Source organism: Streptomyces cavernae (genome assembly GCF_004023625.1).
Taxonomy (GTDB): domain Bacteria; phylum Actinomycetota; class Actinomycetes; order Streptomycetales; family Streptomycetaceae; genus Streptomyces; species Streptomyces cavernae.
In genome coordinates, this window is sequence record NZ_ML137711.1 from 227,182 (window position 1) to 252,992 (window position 25,811).

A 25,811-nucleotide genomic window follows, 5' to 3' on the forward strand; every position below is an offset into this window, starting at 1 on the left:
GCGTGCGCCGCCGATCCACGCCTTCTCAGCCCGCCTGCCCGGTGCGATCCATCCGGCTCATGCCGACCATCCGGCTCATGCCGACCATCCGGCTCATGCCGACCATCCGGCTCATGCCGACCACCCGGCTCATGCCGACCATCCGGCGCATGCTGTGCAGCCCGAGCATGCCGCACAGCCCGCCCATGCCGTCCAACTGACCTATGCCATCCAGCGGTCCGGCAGCGCCACCCGGCGCCCCGTCCGTGACCGGTCGGCCTGGGACCGCCACAGTTCCGCGGCCTGACCGGCGTCCCGGAGCCGGGCCGTCACCGTCTTGTTCGCCCCGGTGTCCACGTGCACGTGCGCCAGCCGCTTGCGGCGCATCCACGGGCCCTGTTCGTAGCGCACGCTCTGCACCTTCGCGTGCGGTACGAGGGCCAGATGAGGACTGAGCAGTCCGTGCCGGGCGGCGAAGACCGTGTCCGTGACGGCGATGCCGTAGCCGCGCCACCAGAAGGGCATGCACCAGCCCGCGCGGCGCGGTGGCCGGGACAGTGCGGCCGGGACCGTCACCCCGGGCAGCACCTGCTCGATCACCGCCTGGGCCACCTCGCGCGGAGCGACCGGCACCAGCAGGGAGTTGGACGACCCGGCCACGTCCAGTTCGACCCGGACCCAGCCGCGTCGCCGCCACAGCAGCGGTTCGACGATCCGCACGGTCTGGATCCGTCCGGGCGGCACCGTCTCGTGGGCCCGGTCGAGCAGCCCGTGGTCGACCCGGAGTCCGTCCGGGGACTCGCCGACCGTCCAGTCGTACTCGCCGACGTACCGTCCCACGGTGTTCGCGCCCGCGGCACCCAGCAGCGGAAGCGCCGTCGCCAGGACCGACCACACGCTGTGCGTGGCGAGCCACAGCAGCGCCGGCACGGTCAGCGCGGCGACCAGCATGCCCCAGGTGCCGGCGGTCAGCACCAGCGACAGCGCCAGCATCTTCGGCGGCACGTGCAGCAGTTGGCGTACCGGTGCCTCGCCCACCTCGTGCGCCGTCTCCGGGGCGAAGCCGGCGGCGCGGGCGAGGAGTTCCGCCCGCAGCGTCCGCGCCTCCGTCTCGCCCAGGAACGCCAGTTCGTCCTTGGCGTCCGTGCCGATGACGTCGAGTTTGAGCTTGGCGACGCCGACGATCCGGGCCAGCAGCGGCTGGGTGATGTCGATCGCCTGGATGCGTTCGAGACGGATGTGCGCGGTGCGCCGGAAGACCAGCCCGGTCCGGATCCGCAGTTCGCTGTCGGTCACCGCGAAGTGGGTGAACCACCAGGTCAGAAAGCCGTACAGGGCAGCCGCCGGCACCAGGACGGCGAGCCCGACCAACAGCGTGGTCATCGTGAGCCGGGTCAGCTGACGCTGGGTCCGGTCGGGGTCGTGCAGGGCCCAGCCGATGACCACGGCTATGGGCGCCCACGCCCGTCGCAGCGGGGTGACGGGATGCAGTCGCCGCTCGATGGGTTCCTTCGACCGCTTCTGCTCCTGCGGATCCTCCTGCTCCTCATGCTCCTTCGGACTCTTCTGCTCCTTGGGATCCTCCTGCTCCTTCGGATTCTGCGGCGCCAGCGGCTGCTGCGGCTGCTGCGTCTGCTTCGGAGCCGCAGCAGGCGCCTTCAGTTCCTTCGGCTCCAGCGCGGGCACGGCCTCACCGTCGCCCGGTGAGGTGCTCACAGGCCCGCCGATCGTGCTTCGCCCAGTTCGGTGAGCCGGTCGCGCAAGCGCTCGGCCTCCTCGGGCGCCAGGCCCGGGATCCGTGCGTCGGTCGCCGCTGCGGCCGTGTGGAGTTGCACGCTCGCCAGGTTGAAGTGCCGTTCCACGGGCCCCGAGGTCACCTCGACCAGTTGCAGCCTGCCGTAGGGCACCACGGTCTCCTCGCGCCACAGCACACCCCGGCTGATCAGCAGGTCGTCCGCGCGCTCGGCGTACCGCCAGGAGCGCCAGTTGTGCCCCAGCATCGGCCAGCCCCATGTCAGCAGGGCCAGCGGGAGCAGGGCGAAGGCCGCCCAGGCGGGGCCGGCGAGCAGGCCCGGGAGCAGTGCGGTGCCGATGGTCAGCGGCACCAACCACACCAGTAGCAACAGCCGCCGCATCCGCAACACCCTCACCGGAAGCCCTACCCAGCGCGGCTCCGTCTGCGCACCCATCGGGTCCTGCGTGCCGACGTCACCGGCCGGACTCCCCGAGCCGGCCCCGTTCCCCGCGCCACCTGAGCCGGCTCCGTTCCCCGAGCCCGCTCCGTTCCCCGTGTCGCCCGAGCCCCCCGCGCCGCCCGATCCTCCCCGACTTCCCGGGCTCGCCACGTCCCCTGGAGCGCCCGAGTCCTCCGGGCTCCCCCCGCTCTCAGCGCCGCCCCCGGCGTTCGCGCTCCCCGTCTCCATGCCGCAAGCCTACGTAGGGGAGACTGTGTCCATGACGCCCATGACGCCCACGACACAGACCACGGTCGGTATCGGTGGGGCCGCGGAAAGCACCGACATGGTGCTCAACATCGGCCCGCAGCACCCGTCCACGCACGGGGTGCTGCGGCTGAGGCTGGTGCTGGACGGCGAGCGGATCCAGCACGCGGAGCCGGTGATCGGCTATATGCACCGGGGCGCGGAGAAACTCTTCGAGGCGCGCGACTACCGCCAGATCATCATGCTCGCCAACCGGCACGACTGGCTGTCGGCCTTCTCCAACGAACTCGGCGTCGTCCTCGCCGTGGAGCGGATGCTCGGCATGGAGGTCCCCGAGCGCGCCGTCTGGACCCGTACCCTGCTCGCCGAGCTGAACCGGGTCCTGAACCACCTGATGTTCCTCGGCTCGTACCCGCTGGAGCTCGGCGGCATCACCCCGGTCTTCTACGCCTTCCGGGAGCGCGAGGAACTGCAGAACGTCATGGAGGAGATCTCCGGCGGGCGCATGCACTACATGTTCAACCGCGTGGGCGGCCTCAAGGAGGACCTGCCCGCCGGATGGACCTCCCGCGCGCGGCACGCCGTCGCCGCCGTACGGTCGCGCATGGACGTCTTCGACGATCTCGTGCTCGGCAACGAGATCTTCCGCGGGCGAACCCGGGACGTGGGCGTGCTCGCGCCCGAGACGGTGCACGCCTACGGCGTGAGCGGCCCCATCGCGCGCGCCTCGGGCGTCGACTTCGACCTGCGGCGCGACGAGCCGTATCTGGCGTACGGGGAGCTCCAGGACGTCCTGAAGGTCGTGACACGGGAGGAAGGCGACTGTCTCGCCCGCTTCGAGTGCCTCCTGGAGCAGACGCACAACGCGCTGGACCTCGCGGACGCCTGCCTCGACCGGTTCGCCGAACTGCCCCCCGGGCCGATCAACCAGCGGCTGCCGAAGGTGCTCAAGGCCCCCGAGGGCCACACGTACGCGTGGACTGAGAACCCGCTCGGCATCAACGGCTACTACCTCGTCAGCAAGGGCGAGAAGACCCCGTACAGGCTCAAGCTGCGCTCGGCCTCCTACAACAACATCCAGGCGCTCACCGAACTGCTGCCGGGCACGCTGGTGGCGGACATGGTGGCGATCCTGGGGTCACTGTTCTTCGTGGTCGGGGACATCGACAAGTAGCGGATCGCAAGTAGCGGATCGCAAGTAGCGGACCGCGAGTAGCTGATCGACAAGTAGTGGATCGACGAGCGGGGGACCCGTTCACGGTGCATCGGTGACCGGCGGATCGGTGACCGGCGGATCGGTGAGCCGCGGATCGGTGACCGGCGGATCCGCGAGCAGGGGCCCGATGCCGACCGGCTGGAGCAGCCAGCCGAAGTCGCCCAGGCCGCCGAGCGCGGTGAGTTCGGCGGCCGCGCCCGCGGTGGACAACTCCCGTACGTACCCCGCCGGATCCGTGGTCGCCAGGGCGAGCGGCGGCCGCTCCCCGGTCACGCCCAGGGCCCGCAGTGCCGCCCGCTGGGTGAGCAGCCGGGCCCCGGGAAGCGCGCAGGCGTCCAGGGCGACGTGGGCGGTGATGTCACAGGAGCCGTCCGGCACGGGCACGGTCTCCCTGCCCTCACGGAAACCGGTCAGCGTCCCGAAGGGCGGCCGGGTCTCCCGGAAGTGCGCGTAGTCGACGGCGACCGCGAGACCGCGCCGAAGGCCCCGTACCGCCGACGCCCATGCCGTGTCCCTGGGGATGCCGATCTCGGCGCGTGCGCCCGGAACGGGTGCCGGCGGCCACCAGCGCTCCAGCCACTCGGCGTCCGCTCCGGAGACCGGGTGCCCGAGGCGTTCGGTGCCGTCGGCGTGTACGAGGACGACGCGCGCCACACCGTCGGCGTCCGCCTCCACGACGTCCAGGGGCACGTTGTCCAGCCACTCGTTGGCGAAAAACAGCCCCTCGACGTCCTGGGGTGGTGTGACGTTCCACTCGATCCGGTCGTCCAGGGACGGGGGCCGCCCGGCGATGTCGACGCCGTACGCGCGCGTGCGGGACACGACCTCCTCCGGGAGTGCCGAGAGGACGCCCGACACCAGTTCACCGCGGCCCGCGCCCATGTCCACGAAGGTGAGCTCCGGGGGGTGGTCCAGCGCCTTGTCGACCCGGAGCAGCAGCCGGGCCACCGCCCCCGCGAACAGCGGTGACACGTGTACTGAGGTCCTGAAGTGGGCCGCAGGGCCCTCCGGGCGGCGGTAGAACCCGTCCGGCCCGTAGAGGGCCTCCTCGGTCGCCCGCCGCCAGGTGCGCCACTCGTCCGTCGTCATGTCCGCGGTTCCGTCCGTCATGGGGTCAGGCTAGGCATCGGGATCACCGCGGTCTCCACCTTGCGGAGTATGCGCCCTGACCATGGATCGGCCCTCCGGTTGACCCGGGCACACACTGCGCGTACCTACTCTGGGTTACGTGCAGCGCCTCTATGACTTCCTCCGCAGGCACCCGACATGGGTCGACTCCTTCTGGGCCGTCGTTCTGCTCGGGATCTCCGCGGTCGAGGTGACCACCCGGCGAGACGAGGTACAGGCCATGCCGGACCTCGCCGTCGTGGTCGCCCTCCTGCTGAGCCTGGTGGTCGCGCTGCGCCGGCGGATGCCGGAGATGATGCTGCTGCTCACGCTCGCGATCGGGCTGGCCCAGCTCATCGCGGACGTGCCGGTGATCCTGGCGGACTTCGCCATGCTGGTGATCCTCTACACGGTGGCGGCGACCGGCGCCCGCTGGGCCTCCCGGCTCGGCCTGGTCGCCGGGCTCTGCGCGGGCACCCTGGCCCAGCTGCGCTGGCCCCAGCAGAACGACGGGGTCTGGGCCCACCTCGCCATCGCGGTCTTCCAGACGGTGCCGTTCGCCTTCGCCTGGGTGCTGGGTGACTCCCTGCGCACCCGCCGGGCCTACTTCGCCCAGCTGGAGGAGCGCGCGGCCCGCCTGGAGAAGGAGCGCGAGGCGCAGGCCAAGGTCGCCGTCGCCGCCGAGCGCGCCCGCATCGCCCGCGAGCTGCACGACGTCGTCGCCCACAACGTCTCCGTGATGGTGGTGCAGGCCGACGGCGCCGCGTACGTCCTGGACGCCGCTCCCGACCAGGCGAAGAAGGCGCTGGAGACCATCTCCACCACCGGTCGCCAGGCCCTCGCCGAGATGCGCCGGCTGCTGGGCGTGCTGCGCACCGGCGAGCACCAGGAGGGCGGCGAGTATGTGCCGCAGCCGGACGTCGAACAGCTGGAGGAGCTCATCGAGCAGGTGCGCACCTCCGGCCTCCCGGTCGACTACAAGGTCGAGGGGACCCCGCGCCCGCTGCCCAGCGGCGTCGAGCTGACGGCGTACCGCATCGTCCAGGAGGCGCTCACCAACACCCGCAAGCACGGGGGGGCCAACGTGGGGGCGAGCGTCCGCCTGGTGTACTTCGACGACGGGCTCGGGCTGCTCGTCGAGGACGACGGCAAGGGCGCGCCGCACGAGCTGTACGAGGACGGCGGCGCCGACGGCCAGGGGCACGGTCTGATCGGCATGCGGGAACGCGTCGGCATGGTCGGCGGGACCCTCGACGCCGGTCCGCGTCCCGGCGGCGGCTTTCGCATCAGTGCCCTGCTGCCGCTCAAACCCGCCCATTGAACCGGTCGAGTTCCCTGGTTCACTGAGCCTCAGTCATTTCGCCTCAGTCACTGAGCCGAAGCCACTGAGGCTCCGAGCCCACTGACCCGTACGGACCGAGAGAGGGACCCCCGATGGCGATCCGCGTGATGCTCGTCGACGACCAGGTGCTGCTGCGCACCGGCTTCCGGATGGTGCTCGCCGCCCAGCCGGACATGGAGGTCGTCGCCGAGGCGGGCGACGGTGTCGAAGCCCTCCAGCAGTTGCGCGCCACCGAGGTCGACGTGGTGCTGATGGACGTCCGTATGCCGAAGCTGGACGGCGTGGAGGCCACCCGCCGCATCTGCTCGGACCCCAACCCGCCGAAGGTGCTCATCCTCACCACCTTCGACCTCGACGAATACGCCTTCTCCGGTCTCAAGGCGGGCGCCTCCGGCTTCATGCTGAAGGACGTGCCACCGGGCGAACTCCTCGCCGCCATCCGCTCCGTGCACAGCGGTGACGCGGTGGTCGCGCCCTCCACCACCCGGCGGCTGCTGGACCGGTTCGCGCCGATGCTGCCCAGCGCCTCCCAGGAACCCCAGCACAAGGAGCTCCAGCGGCTCACCGACCGCGAGCGCGAGGTCATGGTGCTGGTCGCGCAGGGACTGTCGAACGGCGAGATCGCGGCCCGTCTGGTCCTCTCCGAGGCGACCGTGAAGACGCATGTGGGCCGCATCCTCACCAAACTGGGGCTGCGGGACCGGGTGCAGGTGGTGGTCCTCGCCTACGAGACCGGTCTGGTGCGGGCGGGCGGGCAGGGCTGAGTCCCCGCCGACCACGAAGCGTGACCGGGGCGTGACCGGCGCCCACTAGGGTGCGCGCATGCTCCTGTGGATCAACGGCCCTTTCGGGGGTGGGAAGACGCAGACCGCACACGAGATCCAGCGCCGGCTGCCGGGCAGCGTCATCTGCGACCCGGAACACGCCGGCTTCGGTCTGCGCCGCATGCTGCCGCCCGGGCTGCGCGGGAACTTCCAGGACCTGGCCGCCTGGCGGCAGGGCGTGGTCGAGGTCCTGGACCTGGCCCTCACCAAGCACGACGGTGTGGTGATCGTGCCGATGACGGTCACCGACTTCGGCTACTTCGACGAGACCGTCGGCAGGCTGCGCGACAAGGGCCACGACGTCCACCACTTCTCGCTGCTGGCCCGCCGTGAGACGGTGCTGAAGCGACTGCGGGAACGCGGCTTCGGGCACCTGCTGCAGCACGTCGTCGGCAAGGACGCCCCGTTGCGCCGGGAGAGCTGGGCCGTGGAGCAGCTGGACCACTGCCTGGAACGCCTGCGGCAACCGGAATTTGCCGAGCACCTGTGGACGGACGAGTCCACGGTGCCGAAGACCGCGGACCGGATCGCCGTGCTGGCCGGACTGAGGCTCGCCCCGAACACCGACGGCGCCCTGCGGACACGCGTGCGGCAGATCAAGGTGAGCCTGCGCCACATCCGGACCGACTGAGGCCACCCGTCACGGCAGACGCCGTACGAACTCCCCGACCGCGTCCCGAACGTCCTGCGGCGTCCACTCCAGGCCCGGCGCGGCGACCGTGACCTCCGTGACCGCCAGGCCGGGCACCGTCGCCGGGAACCAGCGGCGGAAGAGCGCCGTTCCGGTCTCCTCGGCCTGCAGTACGGCCGCCTCGGTCAGCACCGACGGGTCGTACGGCAGCCAGACCCGGAACTCGTGTGTGTGCGGCGGCTCCGGGTGGACCCGGTGCCAGGGCACACCCGACGCGGCGAATCCCTCGCCCAGCGCCGCTGCGACCACGCGCGCGTGGCGCACGTACTCCGGCAGCCGCGGCAGCTCCCGCCGCAGGCCGAGCAACGCGGACAGCACGGTCGGGAACTGCTGGAAGACCGTGCCGCCGTAGCGGTGCCGCCAGGCCCTCGCCTCCTCGATCAGTGACCGCGGGCCGGCCAGCGCGGCGCCGCCGATCCCGCCGAGCGACTTGTAGAACGACACGTAGACGCTGTCGGCGAGCGCCGCTATCTCGTCCAGGGGCCGGCCGAAGTGCGTGCCGCACTCCCACAGTCGGGCCCCGTCGAAGTGCACCACCGCGTCCCGCTCCCGTGCGGCGGCGACGGCGGCGGACAACTCCTCCCAGGAGGGCAGCACGTAACCGGCGTCCCTGAGGGGGAGTTCCAGCATCAGCGTCCCGAAGGGCTCGTCCAGGTCCCGTACCTCGTCCGCGTCCGGCAGCCGCGGCTCCTGCGTGGGGTGGACCACGCGCAGTCCGCTGACCGTGCTGAAGGCGTCCCGTTCGTGCACTTCCGGGTGGGCGAGCGGATGGAGGGCCACCGTGGCGTTGCCGGTGCGTCCCGCCCAGGAACGCAGGGCGGCCTGCTGCGCCATGGTGCCGGTCGGGAAGAAGGCGGCCGCCTCCTTGCCGAGCAGCCCGGCCACCCGGGTCTCCAGGTCGGTGACCAGTCCGTCGCCGTAGTGGTCCGTCGCCCGGCCCGGGTCGGCCACCGTCCAGGCCCCGTCGGCCAGTGCCGCGAGCCGCTCCCCGAGGGTGGCGTCGATCCCGGGCCGCCACAGGACCCGCTCGGCCGCCCGCAGGGCCGCCCTGCGCCGTGTGCGGTTGGTCTCTTCCGGGTCGGTCGCCCCGCCACCGGCGTTCTCCGCGGCCCGTGCCGGCCTCTCCTCGTTCTCCTCCGCCACTGCGGCCCTGTCTTCGGCGTTCTCTTCCGCGCTGGTCATCCCTGGATCATGCCCTGCGCGTCTCGGACGGACATGCGATTTCCACACACCCTGTGGATAACTCCTCGCCCTGTGGACAGAGGACCGTTGCCGGAACCAATCGCGTTAACATGACGAGAAATCGTCCGGTACCCCGAGCGGACTGGAACGGAAGGCCGCCGTCGAGTGACTACATCCCAACAACCAGACCCCAAGGACCGTCCCGCGCGGCTGACCGTGGGTGTCGTCGGCGCCGGCCGTGTCGGGCCCGCCCTCGCCGCCTCGCTCCAGCTGGCGGGGCACCGCCCGGTGGCCGTCTCCGGGGTCTCCGACGCCTCCCGGCGGCGCGCCGCCCAGCTGTTGCCGGACGTGCCGGTCGTGACGCCCTCCCAGGTCCTGGAGCGTGCCGAACTGGTGCTGCTGACCGTCCCGGACGACGCCCTGCCGGGCCTGGTCGAGGGCCTCGCCGAGACCGGAGCCGTACGGCCCGGGCAACTGCTGGTGCACACCTCGGGGCGGTACGGCGCGAAGGTCCTCGACCCCGCGCTGCGCGTCGGCGCACTGCCGCTCGCGCTGCACCCGGCGATGACGTTCACCGGCACCCAGGTGGATGTCCAGCGGCTCGCCGGGTGTTCCTTCGGCGTCACCGCGCCCGAGGAACTGCGGCTGGCCGCAGAGGCGCTGGTGATCGAGATGGGCGGCGAACCGGAGTGGGTCGCCGAGGAGAAGCGGCCCCTCTACCACGCCGCCCTCGCGCTGGGCGCCAACCATCTGGTGACGCTGGTCGCCGAGTCCATGGAGCTGCTGCGCGGCGCCGGCGTCGAGGCACCCGACCGGATGCTCGGCCCGCTGCTCGGCGCCGCCCTGGACAACGCCCTCAGGTCCGGCGACGCCGCGCTCACGGGACCCGTCGCGCGCGGAGACGCGGGCACGGTCGCCGCGCACGTCGCCGAACTGCGCCGGCACGCCCCGGGGACCGTCCCCGGCTATCTGGCGATGGCCCGCGCGACCGCCGACCGGGCACTCGCGAGCGGCCTGCTCAAGCCGGAGCTGGCCGAGGACCTGCTGGGGGTACTCGCCGACGGCGCGGGCCTGGCCGACAACGGGAGGGACGGATGAGCCGCCACACCTTCGAACTCGCGCCCACGGTGGACGACCTGACGTACGTACGGGAGCACTTCGCGGTGCCGGGACGCACCGCCGTGGTGATGACGATGGGCGCCCTGCACGAGGGCCACGCCACCCTGATCCGGGCGGCCCGTGCGCACGTCGGCCCGAAGGGCTTCGTGATCGTCACGGTCTTCGTCAATCCCCTCCAGTTCGGCGCCGGGGAGGACCTCGACCGCTATCCGCGCACACTGGAGGCCGACCTCAAGACCGCCGAACAGGCGGGCGCCGACGTGGTGTTCGCGCCCTCCGTGGACGAGGTCTACCCCGGCGGCGAGCCCGACGTCCGCATCAGCGCGGGCCCCATGGGGGAGCGCCTGGAGGGCGCGGTGCGGCCCGGGCACTTCGACGGCATGCTCACCGTCGTCGCCAAACTCCTCCACCTCACCCGGCCCGACCTGGCCTTCTTCGGGCAGAAGGACGCTCAGCAGCTCGCCCTGATCCGCCGCATGGTGCGCGACCTGAACTTCGGCGTGGAGATCGTCGGCGTGCCCACCGTGCGCGAGGAGGACGGCCTCGCCCTCTCCAGCCGCAACCGCTACCTCTCCAAGACGGAGCGGCGCACGGCGCTCGCACTGTCCCAGGCCCTGTTCGCCGGCCGCGACCGGCACGCCGCGCAGGAGGCGCTGCGCGCGCGAGCCCGCGAGGTTCCCGCCACGCGCGCGCGTGCCGAGGCACTCAGCGCCATCGGCGAGTCCCGCGCCGCGGCGGACGCGCACGCCGTCGCCAACGTCGGCAAGGCCGTCCCCGGCGGCCCGGCGGCCGTCCGGGCCGCCGCCCGGCTCGTCCTGGACGAGGCGGCACGGCTCAAGCCGCCGCTGGAACTCGACTACCTGGCCCTCGTCGACCCCGCCGACTTCACCGAGATCGGCGACGACTTCGCCGGCGACGCCGTCCTCGCGGTCGCCGCCCGCGTCGGCAGCACCCGGCTGATCGACAACCTCCCCCTCACCTTCGGAGCCGCCTCGTGACAGGCACAGGAACCTCCCCTGGAGGAACGGGCACCGGCATACGCCTGCACGCCCAGGCCCCCGGCTGGGCCATCGCCGCCGACGTGGTGGTCGTCGGCTCCGGCGTCGCCGGCCTCACCGCCGCCCTGCGCTGCGACGCCGCGGGCCTGAAGACGGTCGTCGTCACCAAGGCCCGCCTGGACGACGGCTCCACGCGCTGGGCGCAGGGCGGCATCGCGGCGGCCCTCGGTGAGGGCGACACCCCCGAACAGCACCTGGACGACACCCTCGTCGCGGGCGCGGGCCTGTGCGACGAGGAGGCGGTCCGGATCCTCGTCACCGAGGGCCCCGACGCCGTACGCCGCCTCATCGACACCGGCGCCCACTTCGACGAGTCCTCCGAGGGCGGCCTGGAGCTCACCCGTGAGGGCGGCCACCACCGCCGCCGGATCGCGCACGCGGGCGGTGACGCGACGGGCGCCGAGATCTCCCGGGCGCTCGTCGAGGCGGTACGCGCGCGTGGCCTGCGCACGGTCGAGAACGCGCTCGTCCTGGACCTCCTCACCGACGCCGAGGGCCGCACCGCCGGCGTCACCCTGCACGTCATGGGCGAGGGCCAGCACGACGGCGTGGGTGCCGTGCACGCGCCCGCCGTCGTCCTCGCCACCGGCGGCATGGGTCAGGTGTTCTCCGCCACCACCAACCCGTCCGTGTCGACGGGCGACGGCGTGGCGCTCGCACTGCGTGCCGGCGCCGAGGTCTCCGACCTCGAGTTCGTGCAGTTCCACCCCACCGTGCTCTTCCTCGGACCCGAAGCCGAGGGCCAGCAGCCGCTGGTCTCCGAGGCGGTCCGCGGCGAGGGCGCCCACCTGGTCGACGCGGACGGCGTGCGCTTCATGGTGGGACAGCACGAGATGGGCGAACTGGCGCCCCGCGACATCGTCGCCAAGGGGATCATGCGCCGGATGCAGGAGACCGGCGCCGAGCACATGTACCTGGACGCCCGGCACTTCGGCGCCGACATGTGGGAGCACCGCTTCCCCACCATCCTCGCCGCCTGCCGCACCCACGGCATCGACCCGGTCACCGATCCGATCCCGGTCGCCCCGGCCGCCCACTACGCCTCCGGTGGCGTGCGGACCGACTCCCAGGGCCGGACGACCGTGCCGGGCCTGTACGCGTGCGGGGAGGTCGCCTGCACGGGCGTGCACGGCGCCAACCGGCTCGCCTCCAACTCACTCCTCGAAGGCCTCGTCTACGCCGAGCGGATCGCCGCCGGCATCGCCCGCCGCCAGGCCGAGGACAGCCTCCACGCGCGCGTGCCCGCTCCCGTCGCGTACGCGTACTCGGCGAAGCCCGAGCACCCGCTGCTGCCTCCGGAGGCGCGGTTCGCCATCCAGCGGATCATGACCGAGGGCGCCGGAGTGCTGCGCTCGGCCGAGTCCCTGGCCACGGCCGCGGACCGGCTGGAGCGGCTGCACCGGCAGGCCCTGGACGCCCTCGACGAGAACGGCAAGACCGCCGAGCCCGGCGTCGACACCTGGGAGACCACGAACCTGCTGTGCGTGGCCCGGGTCCTGGTCGCCGCGGCCGAGCGACGGGCCGAGACCCGGGGCTGCCACTGGCGGGAGGACCATGGTGAACGGGACGACGCGAACTGGCGACGGCACATCGTCGTGCGGCTGAATCCCGACCGGACGCTCGCCGTACACACCACTGACACGCCAGACTTCCCCCCGACCCGGCATCCCCTTCAGGAGCAGTGACAGCAGTGAGCACCCCCGACCTTCCCCTCGTGCCGAGCGGCGGCTGCGGCGACGGCTGCGGCTGCGCCGCCGAGGGCGACTACGAGGTCCCCGAGTACCTGGAATGCGGCCTCGACCCCGCCCTCGCCCAGCTCCTCGCCGACGCCGGTCTCGACCCCGTGGAGGTCGAGGACATCGCGAACGTGGCGATCCAGGAGGACCTGGCGGACGGCGTTGACGTGACGACCGTCGCCACGATTCCTCAGGAGGCGGTCGCCACCGCCGACTTCACCGCCCGCGAGGAGGGCGTGGTCGCCGGGCTGCGGATCGCGGAAGCCGTGATCTCCGTCGTCTGCACGGACGAGTTCGAGGTCGAGCGGCACGTGGACGACGGCGACCGGGTGACGGCCGGACAGAAGCTGCTCACCGTCACCACCCGCACCCGTGACCTGCTCACGGCCGAGCGCAGCGCGCTGAACCTGCTGTGCAGGCTGTCGGGCATCGCGACGGCCACGCGCGCATGGGCGGACACCCTGGAAGGCACCGCGGCGAAGGTCAGGGACACCCGGAAGACGACGCCCGGGCTGCGCTCCCTGGAGAAGTTCGCGGTCCGCTGCGGGGGCGGCGTCAACCACCGCATGTCGCTCTCGGACGCGGCGCTGGTCAAGGACAACCACGTGGTCGCCGCCGGGGGCGTTGCGGCCGCCTTCAAGGCCGTGCGGGAGGAGTTCCCGGACGTGCCCATCGAGGTCGAGGTCGACACGCTGCACCAGCTGCGCGAAGTGGTCGACGCGGGCGCGGACCTGATCCTGCTGGACAACTTCACCCCGGCGGAGTGCGAGGAGGCGGTGGCCCTCGTGGACGGCCGCGCCCTCCTGGAGGCCTCGGGACGGCTGACGCTCGGAAACGCGGCGGCGTACGCGGCCACCGGCGTCGACTTCCTCGCCGTGGGCGCACTGACACACTCCTCGCCGATACTGGACATCGGCCTGGACCTGCGAGCGGCGGAGTAGGGGCGTAGGACAGGCCATGCTGCTGACCATCGACGTAGGCAACACCCATACCGTCCTCGGCCTGTTCGACGGCGACGAGATCGTCGAGCACTGGCGCATCTCCACGGACGCGCGCCGCACGGCCGACGAGCTCGCGGTGCTCCTCCATGGCCTGATGGGCATGCACCCGCTGCTCGGCGAGGAGCTCGGTGACGGCATCGACGGGATCGCGATCTGCTCGACGGTCCCGTCGGTGCTGCACGAACTGCGCGAGGTGACCCGCCGCTACTACGGCGACGTCCCCGCCGTCCTCGTCGAGCCCGGTATCAAGACCGGCGTGCCGATCCTGATGGACAACCCCAAGGAGGTCGGCGCGGACCGCATCATCAACGCGGTCGCCGCCGTGGAGCTCTACGGCGGACCGGCGATCGTCGTCGACTTCGGTACGGCGACGACGTTCGACGCTGTGTCGGCGCGCGGTGAGTACACGGGCGGTGTCATCGCACCCGGCATCGAGATCTCGGTGGAGGCCCTCGGCGTCCGCGGCGCCCAGCTCCGCAAGATCGAGCTGGCCCGGCCGCGGGCGGTGATCGGCAAGAACACCGTGGAGGCCATGCAGGCGGGCATCGTCTTCGGCTTCGCCGGCCAGGTCGACGGGGTGGTCAGCCGCATGGTCCGGGAACTGGCGGACGACCCGGACGACGTCACCGTCATCGCCACGGGGGGCCTCGCTCCGATGGTCCTCGGCGAGTCCTCGGTGATCGACGAGCACGAGCCGTGGCTGACGCTGATCGGGCTGCGGTTGGTGTACGAGCGGAACGTGTCGCGGATGTAGCTGGTGGTGGTGGGGAGAGCGTGGGCGAAGAGCGGTCGGCGTGGAGTCGGGAAGCGCTGACGAGGAAGCGCTGAGGAAGCGCTGACGAGCCGGTGGGGCGCGAGGAGCCCCGCCTGACGAGCCGTGGGTGCGACCGGAGCCCGGCCTGGCGAGCGGGGGCGCGACCGGAGCCCCGCCTGACGAACGGGGGCGCGACCGGAGCCCCGCCTGACGAGCCGTGGGTGCGACCGGAGCCCGGCCCCGCAGGCACGCGGGGGACCGCCCGGGTGGCCGGTTCACGACGCGTACGCGCAAACGAGCGGTTTTGTCCGATTAGCGCGTATCGTCACCTCATGCCCACGCCTTACGGATCCCGCGGCGGCATGGCGTTCGGTGCGGAGGAGCTAAGCGTTCTCCGTCGCGCCCTCGCCCTCGCCCTCCACCCCGGTCCCGCCCCGGCCGAGGACGTCCAGGCCTGCCTGGGCCTCGCCGAGTCCGTCGACGAGGCGCTCCGCGAGGCCGCCCGCCTGCGGGCCTTCCAGCTCGCCGACCTCGCCCGTTACCGGGCAGCCCTCCCCGGGGCCGTCAGCGGCTATCTGGCCCGCCTCAAGGAGGCCCTGGCGGTCGGCTACACCCCCACCACGGACGACCTCGCCGCCCTCGGGGCGCTGCGGGGCAACCCGGCCGCGGCGGCCCTGCTGACCCGCTGCGACCCCCACTCCGCCACCGTCCCCACGGCGCGCCTGCGACTGCACGCCCTCCCGGGCGGCCTCGGCGCCGACGACCCGTCCCACGCGCGTACCGCGTCCGACTCCGAAGGGGAGCCGAAGAAGAAGCCGGCGAAGAAACCGGCCCCGGCCCCCGAACCCAAGCCGGCACCCCCGGCCAAGCCCCGCCGCCCCATCCCCACCCCGGGCGAGGTCTTCCCGCCCCGCCGCAAACCGTCCCCACCACCGAAGCAGCGCCTGGCGGCCGTGTAGCGGGCGGGGCCGGTAGCCGCGGAACCGTGCGCCGACGCTCCGTCGGCGGGATGCTTCGGTGGCCGCGGAACCGCCGCCGACGCCCCGCTGGTCGGCAGACCGTTCGGTGGTTTGGTGGGCGGCCGGTTCGGGGCGGTCGGTCGGTGGGCCGGGCTGGGCGGGGTGGCTCCGGCAGCGCCTGGCGGCCGTGTAGCGGGCGGGGGCCGGTAGCCGCGGAACCGTGCGCCGACGCTCCGTCGGCGGGATGCTTCGGTGGCCGCGGAACCGGCGCCGACGCCCCGCTGGTCCGGACACCGTCCGCTCGCCCGGCGGGCGGCCGGTTCGCGGGTGGCCCGTCGACCCCAGTCGGCGGGCCGGGTGTATCGGCTCGGGCGGCGGCTTCCGCCACCTCTTGCCCGGGCTCCGCGAGCACTTCCGGCCCGCACGGGCATGGACCGAGCCGGCGCCGTCCCAGGCCTCGCTGCGATGCCGCGCCGACCGGGCGCCGGGCAGCAGAGCACCATCCGGCCCGAGCGCCGGCCGACAGCCGACCAGCCGAGCGCCGACACCGACTCGCAACGGCTTTCCGTTCACCCGTACGGCCGCCGTGCAGCGTCGTAAGCGGTCTGGTCTCCGAGACGCCCGGCCCCGCGGGGCCTGCGCGAGACCCCCACCGGTAAGCCCGCAGCCCGCAGCCCGCAGCACCCGCCCCTGCTGACGCCGCGCCGGGCAAGCGCGGCACGGGCGGGCCGATCTCCTGCCCGAGCCCGGCAGCGCGGCCCACCCTGCCCCTCCCCGGAGGCAGGGGAGGCCGGGGAGGTCCGGGGAGGCTCGGTCAGCCCAGGAAATCTCGCCCTTCCCCGCCCCCGGCCAGGCGCCCGCAACGCTCACCCGCTCCCGGGGCGTCGCCGAGTCGTGGCTACCCTTGCGGTATGGAATACGTCTCCGCGCTCACGCCCCCGGTAGTGATGGCCGTCTTCTTCGTCGGGCTCATCGTGACGATCGTCAAGAGCCAGGGCGGCGCCAACAAGGCCAAGGAGGACGCGGCCGTGGACGCCGCGTTCGCGCAGGCCGACGCCGCGCGGGAAGGCGAGCGGGGCCCAGTCGGCGACTGAGTGCCACCGCGGCGCACGGTCCGTATGCGAACCACGGGCCGTGCGTCCTTTTTGCTGCGATAAGTAACTTGATGCCACGTTCGTTGCGTCTCGTGTGACATCTCCGCCTATTCTGCTGGTGTGCCTCGCCCATTGGGAGAACTCGAAGACGCGGTCATGACGCGGGTGTGGAAGTGGAACCGCCCGGTGACCGTCCGAGAAGTCCTGGAAGACCTACAGCAGGAACGGTCGATCGCCTACACCACGGTGATGACCGTTTTGGACAATCTCCATCAGAAGGGCTGGGTCCGCCGCGAGGCCGAAGGCCGCGCCTATCGATATGAGGCGGTCTCGACGCGCGCCGCCTACGCCGCCGCACTCATGAACGACGCGTGGTCGCAGAGCGACAACCCGGCCGCCGCACTCGTCGCGTTCTTCGGGATGATGTCGGAGGAACAGCGCGAAGCGCTGCGCGACGCCGTTCGCATCGCGCAAGGGCCCGAGAACACTCCCGGCCAAGCCACTCAGAACACCCCCGAGGACGCCCGGGGCCCGGCCGGGCGATAGCGTCCGGCCATGCCAGCAGAGCGCCCCCAAACCGCAAAAGCCTTCACCGTACGGCGGGCCCGGACCAGCGATGTCCCCGAGGTGCGCCGCCTCCTGGACGACTTCGCAGCCAAGCGCATCCTCCTCGACAAAGCCACCGTGACGCTTTACGAGGACATCCAGGAGTTCTGGGTCGCCGAACGCGATGACAACGCCGCCGTGGTGGGCTGCGGCGCCCTGCACGTCATGTGGGAAGACCTGGCGGAAGTCCGCACTCTCGCGGTGAACCCCGCCCTCAAGGGTTCCGGCGTGGGCCATCAACTCCTGGAGAAGTTGTTGCAGACCGCCCGCTGGCTGGGTGTTCGCCGGGTTTTCTGCCTGACCTTCGAAGTCGAGTTCTTCGCCAAGCACGGCTTCGTGGAGATCGGCGAGACACCGGTCGACGCCGATGTCCGTGCCGAGCTCTTGCGTTCCTATGACGAGGGCGTCGCGGAGTTCCTCGGTCTCGAACGAGTGAAACCGAACACCTTGGGCAACAGCCGGATGCTTCTGCATCTGTGATCGTCGGCGCGTATTAGCCCGAGATGTAGCTCCGGGCGCCTTGCCCGCGTTCCCTATGTCCGAAACGCGCATGTTTCCGGTCTGTGCCGGGGGTTCGGTCTCTCTCAAGGGTTTGTGTTTTCCCGGGAAAAGCGGTTTGCTTTCCGACGTACTGCAGTACTGCATATAACAGGGGACGGAAACAGCGGCGCGGGCCGCAAGACCCCCGGCCCCCCAGTTATCGATGAAAGGAAATCCGGTGGCACAGAAGGTTCAGGTCCTTCTTGTCGACGACCTCGACGGCGGCGAGGCGGACGAGACCGTCACGTTCGCGCTGGACGGCAAGACGTACGAGATCGATCTCACCACCGCCAACGCGGACAAGCTCCGCGGCCTTCTCGAGCCGTATGTGAAGGGCGGTCGTCGAACCGGAGGCCGTGCCTCGGGCGGACGCGGAAAGGCTCGCGCCGCGGCCGGGGGCGGCAGCCAGGACACCGCACAGATCCGCGCCTGGGCCAAGGAGAACGGCTACGAAGTCAATGACCGCGGTCGTGTTCCGGCGCAGATCCGCGAGGCCTACGAGCAGGCCAACGGCTGATCATCACCCGCACCTCGCAGCCGGATCCGGTGGCACTGCGTCGCCACCGTGTCCACGAGTCGTACGAGGCTGGGGCCCGCGGCGGCACCTCCGTCGCTCCCCAGTGCCGACAGTGTCGGCAGCACCCGTTCCACCTCGCACCCCGGCTCCGGGGGCCGCAACCAGACGGCGGCCCCCTGCGAGCCGGGTTTCTGCGTTCCCGGCGTCGTTGCCCGGGTTCCCGGGCTCCCCGGGCTCCCGGGGGTTCCCGAGGTTCTCGGGTCTCCTGAGGTTCCCCGACCTGCGTTTCCCAGCGCTCCCGGAGATCTCCCGGCCCCCGGGGTTCCCGGCAGCCCCCGGGGCGGCGGAGCCGCGATGTGCCCGTCCGTGCCGACGGCCCTGATGTCCGGCCCCAGCGACCCCCACTCCAGCCAGTCGAGCAGCCCCGGCAGGTCCTCCGCGCTGCCGGCCGCCACCAGCAGGAGCATCCGGTCCGCCCGCAGTGCCACCGGGGAGCCGGGTGTCAGATGCCGCAGGGCCGCGCGCCCGGCCTCGGCCGGTACGTCGAGCACGTCGAAGCTGAGACCCGTACGAAGTCGTAGGGGGAGGCCGGGCACCGTGGGCCAGCCCAGTTCGTTCTCGTACCACTGCCGCATCTGCTCGTACCCCTGCCGCACCCGATCGCTCCCACCGAGCGGCCGGCGGGGAGAGGGGACCGGAGAGGGGACCACCGTGAGGGCCATGCCAAGGCAACCACCGGAAAGAAGCCGAAGTTACGCTGAGTGCCCTTTCCGGTACGCACAGTGTCCGAAATGGGAGCGCGCGAAGGGGTTGGCGGGCGCAAGAGTGTTCGCCCATAGCGGAGGGAACCGGGGCGCGCCGCATGGAGTGTCAGTGCGTGCGGGTAAGACATCCCTAGTGGGAGGGGGCGACACGCAGGACAGGCCGTCTCACGTTCGCCATGGGCGTACTGGCGACTGGGGTATCTGTCTGGCCTGCGGGAACATCGTCTCGCACCATCGGGTTGGAGCAGATGTCGGCGTTCGGGGTCAGGAGGCAGTGCTGGTTCTCGGTCCGGTGTCGGCAGTTGGAATGAGCGGTCCCCGCTTGCGGGACTAAGCTGCGGAAGGACAGGGAGGGGAGCGTCCCCTTACTGCCTGACCGCTCTGAGGAGCGATTAACGATGTTCGAGAGGTTCACCGACCGCGCGCGGCGGGTTGTCGTCCTGGCTCAGGAAGAAGCCCGGATGCTCAACCACAACTACATCGGCACCGAGCACATCCTCCTGGGCCTGATCCACGAGGGTGAGGGTGTCGCCGCTAAGGCCCTGGAGAGCCTCGGGATTTCGCTCGAGGCGGTCCGCCAGCAGGTGGAGGAGATCATCGGCCAGGGCCAGCAGGCGCCCTCGGGCCACATCCCCTTCACCCCCCGTGCCAAGAAGGTCCTGGAGCTGTCGCTCCGCGAGGCCCTTCAGCTGGGCCACAACTACATCGGCACGGAGCACATCCTGCTCGGCCTGATCCGCGAGGGCGTCGCCGCCCAGGTCCTGGTCAAGCTGGGCGCAGATCTCAACCGTGTCCGTCAGCAGGTCATCCAGCTGCTGTCGGGCTACCAGGGCAAGGAGACCGCCACCGCCGGTGGTCCTGCCGAGGGCACGCCCTCCACGTCCCTGGTCCTCGACCAGTTCGGCCGGAACCTCACCCAGGCCGCTCGCGAGTCCAAGCTCGACCCGGTCATCGGGCGCGAGAAGGAGATCGAGCGGGTCATGCAGGTGCTGTCCCGCCGTACCAAGAACAACCCGGTGCTCATCGGCGAGCCCGGCGTCGGCAAGACGGCGGTCGTCGAGGGCCTGGCGCAGGCCATCGTCAAGGGCGAGGTGCCCGAGACCCTCAAGGACAAGCACCTCTACACCCTCGACCTGGGTGCGCTGGTCGCCGGCTCCCGCTACCGCGGTGACTTCGAGGAGCGCCTGAAGAAGGTGCTCAAGGAGATCCGCACCCGCGGCGACATCATCCTGTTCATCGACGAGCTGCACACGCTGGTCGGTGCGGGTGCCGCCGAGGGCGCCATCGACGCGGCCTCGATCCTGAAGCCGATGCTGGCCCGTGGTGAGCTGCAGACCATCGGCGCGACCACGCTGGACGAGTACCGCAAGCACCTGGAGAAGGACGCGGCCCTCGAGCGCCGCTTCCAGCCCATCCAGGTCGCCGAGCCGTCCCTGCCGCACACGATCGAGATCCTCAAGGGCCTGCGTGACCGCTACGAGGCCCACCACCGTGTCTCCATCACGGACGAGGCCCTGGTCCAGGCCGCAACCCTGGCCGACCGGTACATCTCCGACCGTTTCCTGCCGGACAAGGCGATCGACCTGATCGACGAGGCCGGCTCCCGGATGCGCATCCGCCGGATGACCGCGCCGCCGGACCTCCGAGAGTTCGACGAGAAGATCGCGGGCGTCCGCCGCGACAAGGAGTCCGCGATCGACTCGCAGGACTTCGAGAAGGCCGCCTCCCTCCGCGACAAGGAGAAGCAGCTCCTGGCCGCCAAGGCCAAGCGGGAGAAGGAGTGGAAGGCCGGCGACATGGACGTCGTCGCAGAGGTCGACGGCGAGCTGATCGCCGAGGTCCTCGCCACGGCCACCGGCATCCCGGTCTTCAAGCTGACCGAGGAGGAGTCCTCGCGTCTGCTGCGCATGGAGGACGAGCTCCACAAGCGCGTCATCGGCCAGACGGACGCCGTCAAGGCGCTGTCGAAGGCGATCCGCCGCACGCGTGCGGGTCTGAAGGACCCGAAGCGTCCGGGTGGTTCGTTCATCTTCGCGGGCCCGTCCGGTGTCGGTAAGACCGAGCTGTCCAAGGCGCTCGCGGAGTTCCTCTTCGGCGACGAGGACGCGCTGATCTCCCTCGACATGTCGGAGTTCAGCGAGAAGCACACGGTCTCGCGTCTCTTCGGTTCCCCGCCCGGATACGTGGGCTACGAAGAGGGCGGCCAGCTGACGGAGAAGGTGCGGCGCAAGCCGTTCTCGGTGGTTCTGTTCGACGAGGTCGAGAAGGCTCACCCGGACATCTTCAACTCGCTGCTGCAGATCCTGGAGGACGGTCGCCTGACCGACTCCCAGGGCCGGGTCGTGGACTTCAAGAACACGGTCATCATCATGACGACCAACCTCGGCACCCGGGACATCTCCAAGGGCTTCAACCTCGGCTTCGCCGCCGCGGGCGACACGAAGTCCAACTACGAGCGCATGAAGAACAAGGTGTCGGACGAGCTGAAGCAGCACTTCCGGCCCGAGTTCCTCAACCGTGTGGACGACGTCGTGGTCTTCCCGCAGCTGACCCAGGACGACATCCTGGCGATCGTCGACCTGATGATCAGCAAGGTCGACGAGCGGCTCAAGGACCGGGACATGGGCATCGAGCTCGCCCAGTCCGCGAAGGAGCTGCTGGCGAAGAAGGGCTACGACCCCGTCCTGGGCGCGCGGCCGCTGCGCCGTACGATCCAGCGCGAGATCGAGGACACGCTGTCCGAGAAGATCCTCTTCGGGGAGCTGCGTCCGGGCCACATCGTGGTCGTCGACACGGAGGGCGAGGGCGAGACCAAGACCTTCACCTTCCGCGGCGAGGAGAAGTCCGCTCTGCCGGACGTCCCGCCGATCGAGCAGGCGGCCGGTGGCGGGCCGAACCTGAGCAAGGAGGCGTGACCCCGCGGGTCAGCTGAAGAGCTCTGGAGAGGGGCTGCTTCGGGACTTCGGTCCCGGGGCGGCCCCTTTTCCGGTTTCGCACCACGCTGTGGTTCACACGACGCTGTGGGTTTTGGCGACGGTGGCGATGTCCGTGAACACATTGAGGATGTGCCGCGGTACTTCCGGTGTCTCGGGAGCGAGCGAGAAAGTGACGGTACGCAGTCGGGGAAAGAGTTCCCGCACCGAGGAGAGGTCCTCGTCGCCGGTGAACTTGTTGAGCCGCAGCCTGGTCACCCGGGAAAGGGCGGGCCCCCGTGTCCAGGGGACCCGTGCCCAGTTGAGGCGCAGCTCTTCCAGCCGCGGGAGCCGGGTGACCTCTTCATAGTCGTCGCGGCTCAACGAGTGGGGCGTCAGGGTCGCCAGGCTGAGTATCCGCACCGAGCCGAAGTGGCGCAGACCGCGCAATCCGGTGTTCGTCAGGGCTTCTTTGGTGAACCGGAGATACTCCAGCCGCAACTCCCGGGGCAGAGCCTCGTCCAGACAGTCGCCGAGCAGTGGCCGGCCGATCTCCAGCGAGCGCAGCGTGGGCATCCGCGAAAGCGTGGCGGCGAGGTCCGTCATCTCCAGGCCGGGCATGGATTCCACGGACAGCCACCTCAGGGAAAGCCCGGTCAGCGGCCCCAGGTCCGTGACATACGGACAACCGGCGATGTCGAGGTGCGAGAGCTTGTGCTGCGCCGCGAGAAATTCCAGGCCGCGCAACTTGTCGTTGTTCGACACCACGAGTTCTCTCAGCTGATCGGGTACGAGACCGTCGCGCAACTCCGAGGGGTCGATGTCGCCCACGATCTGGAGCCGTGGACGACCACCGAGTTCGCGCAGCACCCGGAGGTGCTCCCCGGAATGCACCGCGAAATACAGATCCCCCTGGTCCAGATGCGCGATGACCTCCCGCGCATATCGCTCCGTGTCGAACCGGTGCCACGTCCAGGTCAGCTGTGCCCGTACCGAGAGCGCCGGATGGGAGCGGAACCGGGCCAGCACCGGGACGGCCGCCTCCGTGCCGATCAGGGACGCGGTGACCACCACCGCCCGGGCCTCCGCCTCCGTCAGGTTCTCCGGGCCCGGCAGGAGTTCCAGGACGAGGGGGCCGGCCGACGCCAGCGCGCGGGCCTCCTCCGTGGTGCCGGGAGGGATGAGGGCGCCGGCGTTCTCCTCCACCAGCGCGCGTACCCGGGGGTCGAGTTCCGTGGCGTGCTCGAGACAGGCGAGGGCCAGCAGAAGGACGCGGGTTCGGGCCAGGACCGGCAGCCGCTGCGCCGACTCCATCAGCTCCCGCAGGAAGTCCGCCCGCTCCCGCGGCCGGGCATGCGCCACCGCCATCCGGATCACGTCCGACCACTGCGCGTCGGCGGCACCCCGCACCAGCATCCCGAAGTCGCCGTCCTCCACCGCCGCCTTCGCGCCCAGGTAGTCCTGGAAGGTGCGGTGGACGAACTCGACGGTGCCGAGGCTCGGTTCGCGCAGGAGGCCACTGCGGACGAGGAGGTGGCGCAGGATCGCGGATGCGTCGCCCTGGGCCGCGGCCGCCGGGAGGGAGGGCAGGACATCACAGATGATGCGCTCCGCTCGCTCGCGGTCCATCTCCGACTGGCCGTTGCGGATCAGCCAGTACGCGAGGCGCTGCAGGAGCTGGATCTGGGGGAGTTCGGTGAGCTGGATGTCGTCGTCGTGCGGGCGGAACATGTCCCGCTCCTCGTCCCGGCGGGACAACAGCATCGACAGCGCCGCGTCGTACAGCTCCTGCCGGCCGTGCGGGAGGTAGCCGCGGCGGTCGCGGTGCAGGGCGCAGATCAGCCCGCACATCAGGGGATTGGTGGCGAGGCGGCCGAGGTCCGGTTTGGTGGCGACGGCGTCCAGCAGGGAGTGCTCATAGCCGTCGAGGCGTTCGGTGTCGGTGTCGCTCGCGCCGATGCGCGCCGCGGTGTGCCAGCGGCGGATGAACGCGGAGACGTCGTCGCGGCTCATGGGGGCGAGGACCAGCTCCGTGAAGCCGTCGGCGGCGAGCCAGTCCTCGCGTACGGCGGAGGGGCGTGAGGTGACCAGCCAGCGGTTGCCCGGATAGACCTCCATCAGGTCCCGCAGCCAGCGCCGGGTGCGTTCGCGTTCGCGCTCGGGGATCTCGTCGACGCCGTCCACGAGGAGCAGCCCGCGGCCCGCCGCGAGTACCCGGTCCGACCAGCCGTCCGGCTGGGTGGCGTGGAAGGGGACCCGGACGGCGGACAGGAAGCCGTCGGGGGCGGGCAGCCCGTCCGGGCGGCGGACGAGGGTGCGCAGCGGCAGCACGAACGGGATGCGGTCGCCGCGCTCGCCCCGGGCCGCGGTCACCGCGATCCACTGCACCAGTGTCGTCTTGCCGGAGCCCGCGACCCCGCGCAGCAGCACCCGGTCGTGGTCGGCGAGGGCCTGCTCGGCGGGCAGGGCGGCCAGGGGAGCGGCGATGTGTGCCGTGGTCTCGTCGTCCGCGGTGGGGTGCATCGCCTGCAGGCTCAGATACGCGGCGTCCAGCGGCCAGCGTTCGGGGGAGTTGACCAGGTCGATGCCGTAGATGGTGAGGTGGCTGTGCTTGGTGGCGACATGGGCGAGGTAACGCTGCTCGAACGCCGGGTCCGTGCCGCCGGTCATCGGCGTGCGGGCGATCAACTGGTCGACCTTGGCGATCAGTTCGGCCTGTCGGCGGGCCTGCTCGACGAGCGTGGCGGCGACGAAGGTCGACCGCTGGGTGAAGAAGTGCAGGATGTGCAGACAGGCAGTGTCCAGGATCCGCTCGTAGAAGAGAGTGGCGTCGAAGGAGAGGTCGCTCTCCGGATTGCCGCTGTGCGCGCGGAGGTTGAGGGCGAGGCCCGTGTGGCCCAGTTCCACGGCCTGAACATCGCTCATGTCGAGGTCGCCCAGGGCGTACAGGGTGCGGGCGAGGGCGTGCGCGACGGCCCTCTCCTCCCCGTCGGGCAGCGGACGCTCGCCGGCCTCCTTCAGCGCCCGGTCGACCAACTCCCCGGCGAGCCGGGTCAGATCCTTCTCCTCCAGCGTGCGCTTCTCGCCCTTGAAGGAGACGTAGCCGCTGAGCCGGACCGGCCTGTCCACGAGGCCCGCACCCGGGCCCTGCGTCACAAAGAGCTTCCTCACCAGTGGTGTTACAGCGCTCGACGCCAGCCGGACGCCTACGGCTGCGGGTTCCATGTCGCTCCCCCGAGGCATGGTGGACGGCTGCTCAGCGTAGCCCTCCCGATCTTGGTCGGTAAATAGGTGGCCGGGCTCGCCACAGGACGGGATGGTGTCCCTCTCGCACACTTCGCGGACTTCGAAGGAATTTCGAAAGGAGCGGTCCATGGCGGTCGACGATCCCCAAGTCAGCACATCGGCAGGGGTGTTGAGGGGTACACAGGAGGCGGGGGTGACCGTCTTCCGAGGGGTTCCGTTCGCCGAACCGCCGGTCGGCGAACTGCGCTTCGCGGCGCCCCGGCCGGTGCGGCGTTGGGACGGCGTCCGCGAAGCGGTGGCGTACGGGCCGCCGCCCCCGCAGGCGGGGGCGTTCGGCATGGACCGGCTGACACAGGACTCCGGGGACGACTGGCTGACGCTCAACGTATGGGCGCCGGAAGGAGCTTCGGGGCTGCCGGTGATGGTGTGGATCCACGGTGGCGGCTATGTGATCGGTACGTCCGGTGTTCCCGACTACGACGGCGGGCGCCTGGCGCGTGAGCACGACGTGGTCGTGGTGACGTTCAACTACCGGCTCGGCGTCGAGGGGTTCGCACAGATCGAGGGCGCGCCCGCGAACCGGGGACTGCTCGACCAGGTCGCCGCGCTCGAGTGGGTGCGGGACAACATCAGCGCCTTCGGCGGCGATCCGGACCGGGTCACCGTCTTCGGGGAGTCGGCGGGCGCCGGTTCCATCGCCGCGCTCCTCGTGATGGAGCGCGC

Annotated in this window: 23 protein-coding genes; 16 read left to right on the forward strand and 7 right to left on the reverse strand. The window is 71.2% G+C overall.

What is annotated here, in order from left to right:
* Positions 1-25 precede the first annotated feature (25 nt).
* The 3 genes from EF387_RS46590 to EF387_RS05935 all read right to left on the reverse strand — a co-directional run bounded on the left by EF387_RS46590 (position 26) and on the right by EF387_RS05935 (position 2,168).
* Complete coding sequence (locus EF387_RS46590) at positions 26-196, reverse strand: hypothetical protein (protein WP_155589739.1); 171 nt, start codon at positions 194-196, stop codon at positions 26-28.
* Between the two features lie 5 nt (positions 197-201).
* The gene (locus tag EF387_RS05930) at positions 202-1,482 is read right to left on the reverse strand and encodes a PH domain-containing protein (protein WP_238431358.1); all 1,281 of its coding nucleotides are present in this window, start codon (positions 1,480-1,482) and stop codon (positions 202-204) included.
* Positions 1,483-1,691: 209 nt separating this feature from the next.
* Positions 1,692-2,168, reverse strand: coding sequence for a PH domain-containing protein (locus EF387_RS05935; protein WP_128375404.1), 477 nt, complete (start codon positions 2,166-2,168; stop codon positions 1,692-1,694).
* Between the two features lie 274 nt (positions 2,169-2,442).
* Here EF387_RS05935 and EF387_RS05940 point away from each other — a divergent pair, with 274 nt between their 5' ends.
* The gene (locus EF387_RS05940; RefSeq protein WP_128375445.1) at positions 2,443-3,594 is read left to right on the forward strand and encodes an NADH-quinone oxidoreductase subunit D; all 1,152 of its coding nucleotides are present in this window, start codon (positions 2,443-2,445) and stop codon (positions 3,592-3,594) included.
* A gap of 81 nt (positions 3,595-3,675) precedes the next feature.
* Here EF387_RS05940 and EF387_RS05945 read toward each other — a convergent pair whose 3' ends face one another.
* The gene (locus tag EF387_RS05945; protein WP_128375405.1) at positions 3,676-4,746 is read right to left on the reverse strand and encodes an SAM-dependent methyltransferase; all 1,071 of its coding nucleotides are present in this window, start codon (positions 4,744-4,746) and stop codon (positions 3,676-3,678) included.
* Positions 4,747-4,864: 118 nt separating this feature from the next.
* Here EF387_RS05945 and EF387_RS05950 point away from each other — a divergent pair, with 118 nt between their 5' ends.
* The 3 genes from EF387_RS05950 to EF387_RS05960 all read left to right on the forward strand — a co-directional run bounded on the left by EF387_RS05950 (position 4,865) and on the right by EF387_RS05960 (position 7,540).
* Positions 4,865-6,064 carry a sensor histidine kinase gene (locus EF387_RS05950; protein ID WP_128375406.1) on the forward strand — a complete coding sequence of 400 codons (1,200 nt, stop codon included), beginning with the start codon at positions 4,865-4,867 and terminating at the stop codon, positions 6,062-6,064.
* Positions 6,065-6,177: 113 nt separating this feature from the next.
* Positions 6,178-6,849 carry a response regulator transcription factor gene (locus EF387_RS05955; RefSeq protein ID WP_128375407.1) on the forward strand — a complete coding sequence of 224 codons (672 nt, stop codon included), beginning with the start codon at positions 6,178-6,180 and terminating at the stop codon, positions 6,847-6,849.
* A 58-nt stretch (positions 6,850-6,907) separates the two neighbouring features.
* Positions 6,908-7,540 (forward strand): AAA family ATPase, encoded by a 633-nt coding sequence (locus EF387_RS05960; RefSeq protein WP_128375408.1) that lies wholly within the window; start codon positions 6,908-6,910, stop codon positions 7,538-7,540.
* Between the two features lie 9 nt (positions 7,541-7,549).
* Here the strand turns inward: EF387_RS05960 and EF387_RS05965 are convergent, their stop codons facing one another.
* Positions 7,550-8,782 carry a threonine aldolase family protein gene (locus EF387_RS05965; protein ID WP_128375409.1) on the reverse strand — a complete coding sequence of 411 codons (1,233 nt, stop codon included), beginning with the start codon at positions 8,780-8,782 and terminating at the stop codon, positions 7,550-7,552.
* Positions 8,783-8,947: 165 nt separating this feature from the next.
* Here EF387_RS05965 and EF387_RS05970 point away from each other — a divergent pair, with 165 nt between their 5' ends.
* From EF387_RS05970 to EF387_RS06015, 10 genes are all read left to right on the forward strand, one after another.
* A complete protein-coding gene (locus EF387_RS05970; protein WP_128375410.1) occupies positions 8,948-9,880 on the forward strand; it encodes a Rossmann-like and DUF2520 domain-containing protein in 933 nt (310 codons plus the stop codon).
* The gene (gene panC / locus EF387_RS05975) at positions 9,877-10,899 is read left to right on the forward strand and encodes a pantoate--beta-alanine ligase (protein ID WP_128375411.1); all 1,023 of its coding nucleotides are present in this window, start codon (positions 9,877-9,879) and stop codon (positions 10,897-10,899) included. The genes EF387_RS05970 and panC overlap by 4 nt, the downstream gene beginning before the upstream one ends.
* A complete protein-coding gene (locus tag EF387_RS05980) occupies positions 10,896-12,644 on the forward strand; it encodes an L-aspartate oxidase (protein WP_128375412.1) in 1,749 nt (582 codons plus the stop codon). Before panC ends, EF387_RS05980 begins: the two co-directional genes overlap by 4 nt.
* Before the next feature lie 5 nt (positions 12,645-12,649).
* Positions 12,650-13,636 (forward strand): carboxylating nicotinate-nucleotide diphosphorylase, encoded by a 987-nt coding sequence (gene nadC, locus EF387_RS05985; RefSeq protein WP_128375413.1) that lies wholly within the window; start codon positions 12,650-12,652, stop codon positions 13,634-13,636.
* Between the two features lie 16 nt (positions 13,637-13,652).
* A complete protein-coding gene (locus EF387_RS05990) occupies positions 13,653-14,450 on the forward strand; it encodes a type III pantothenate kinase (RefSeq protein ID WP_128375414.1) in 798 nt (265 codons plus the stop codon).
* Between the two features lie 332 nt (positions 14,451-14,782).
* Entirely contained in the window at positions 14,783-15,409 is a 627-nt protein-coding gene (locus tag EF387_RS05995; protein WP_128375415.1) for a glutathione S-transferase family protein, read from the forward strand.
* Between the two features lie 911 nt (positions 15,410-16,320).
* Positions 16,321-16,503 (forward strand): hypothetical protein, encoded by a 183-nt coding sequence (locus EF387_RS06000; protein ID WP_128375416.1) that lies wholly within the window; start codon positions 16,321-16,323, stop codon positions 16,501-16,503.
* A gap of 120 nt (positions 16,504-16,623) precedes the next feature.
* On the forward strand, positions 16,624-17,049 hold the full coding sequence (locus EF387_RS06005; RefSeq protein ID WP_202918154.1) for a BlaI/MecI/CopY family transcriptional regulator: 426 nt from the start codon (positions 16,624-16,626) through the stop codon (positions 17,047-17,049).
* Between the two features lie 9 nt (positions 17,050-17,058).
* Positions 17,059-17,589: an amino-acid N-acetyltransferase gene (locus EF387_RS06010; RefSeq protein ID WP_128375417.1), complete on the forward strand. Its 531-nt coding sequence runs from the start codon at positions 17,059-17,061 to the stop codon at positions 17,587-17,589.
* A gap of 238 nt (positions 17,590-17,827) precedes the next feature.
* Entirely contained in the window at positions 17,828-18,166 is a 339-nt protein-coding gene (locus EF387_RS06015) for a histone-like nucleoid-structuring protein Lsr2 (RefSeq protein ID WP_128375418.1), read from the forward strand.
* Here the strand turns inward: EF387_RS06015 and EF387_RS06020 are convergent.
* On the reverse strand, positions 18,145-18,888 hold the full coding sequence (locus EF387_RS06020) for an SCO3374 family protein (RefSeq protein ID WP_128375419.1): 744 nt from the start codon (positions 18,886-18,888) through the stop codon (positions 18,145-18,147). The genes EF387_RS06015 and EF387_RS06020 overlap by 22 nt on opposite strands.
* 440 nt (positions 18,889-19,328) lie before the next feature.
* On the opposite strand from EF387_RS06020, the gene EF387_RS06030 reads away from it, so the two are divergent.
* Positions 19,329-21,845, forward strand: a complete 2,517-nt coding sequence (locus tag EF387_RS06030; RefSeq protein WP_128375420.1) for an ATP-dependent Clp protease ATP-binding subunit — start codon at positions 19,329-19,331, stop codon at positions 21,843-21,845.
* Positions 21,846-21,938: 93 nt separating this feature from the next.
* Here EF387_RS06030 and EF387_RS06035 read toward each other — a convergent pair whose 3' ends face one another.
* Positions 21,939-25,067, reverse strand: coding sequence for an NACHT domain-containing protein (locus tag EF387_RS06035; protein ID WP_128375421.1), 3,129 nt, complete (start codon positions 25,065-25,067; stop codon positions 21,939-21,941).
* Positions 25,068-25,215: 148 nt separating this feature from the next.
* Here EF387_RS06035 and EF387_RS06040 point away from each other — a divergent pair.
* Positions 25,216-25,811: carboxylesterase family protein (locus EF387_RS06040; protein ID WP_155589740.1), on the forward strand; the 596-nt coding region annotated here is incomplete at its 3' end.

Coding starts and splice junctions, on each gene's coding strand:
- EF387_RS06010 (WP_128375417.1), top strand. CDS start 17,059: ATGCCAGCAGAGCGCCCCCAAACCGCAAAAGCCTTCACCGTACGGCGG.
- EF387_RS05955 (WP_128375407.1), top strand. CDS start 6,178: ATGGCGATCCGCGTGATGCTCGTCGACGACCAGGTGCTGCTGCGCACC.
- EF387_RS06035 (WP_128375421.1), bottom strand. CDS start 25,067: ATGGAACCCGCAGCCGTAGGCGTCCGGCTGGCGTCGAGCGCTGTAACA.
- EF387_RS05995 (WP_128375415.1), top strand. CDS start 14,783: ATGCCCACGCCTTACGGATCCCGCGGCGGCATGGCGTTCGGTGCGGAG.
- EF387_RS06000 (WP_128375416.1), top strand. CDS start 16,321: ATGGAATACGTCTCCGCGCTCACGCCCCCGGTAGTGATGGCCGTCTTC.
- EF387_RS05965 (WP_128375409.1), bottom strand. CDS start 8,782: ATGACCAGCGCGGAAGAGAACGCCGAAGACAGGGCCGCAGTGGCGGAG.
- EF387_RS05945 (WP_128375405.1), bottom strand. CDS start 4,746: ATGACGGACGGAACCGCGGACATGACGACGGACGAGTGGCGCACCTGG.
- EF387_RS06020 (WP_128375419.1), bottom strand. CDS start 18,888: ATGGCCCTCACGGTGGTCCCCTCTCCGGTCCCCTCTCCCCGCCGGCCG.
- EF387_RS06030 (WP_128375420.1), top strand. CDS start 19,329: ATGTTCGAGAGGTTCACCGACCGCGCGCGGCGGGTTGTCGTCCTGGCT.
- EF387_RS05960 (WP_128375408.1), top strand. CDS start 6,908: ATGCTCCTGTGGATCAACGGCCCTTTCGGGGGTGGGAAGACGCAGACC.
- EF387_RS05990 (WP_128375414.1), top strand. CDS start 13,653: ATGCTGCTGACCATCGACGTAGGCAACACCCATACCGTCCTCGGCCTG.
- EF387_RS05935 (WP_128375404.1), bottom strand. CDS start 2,168: ATGGGTGCGCAGACGGAGCCGCGCTGGGTAGGGCTTCCGGTGAGGGTG.
- EF387_RS05940 (WP_128375445.1), top strand. CDS start 2,443: ATGACGCCCACGACACAGACCACGGTCGGTATCGGTGGGGCCGCGGAA.
- panC (WP_128375411.1), top strand. CDS start 9,877: ATGAGCCGCCACACCTTCGAACTCGCGCCCACGGTGGACGACCTGACG.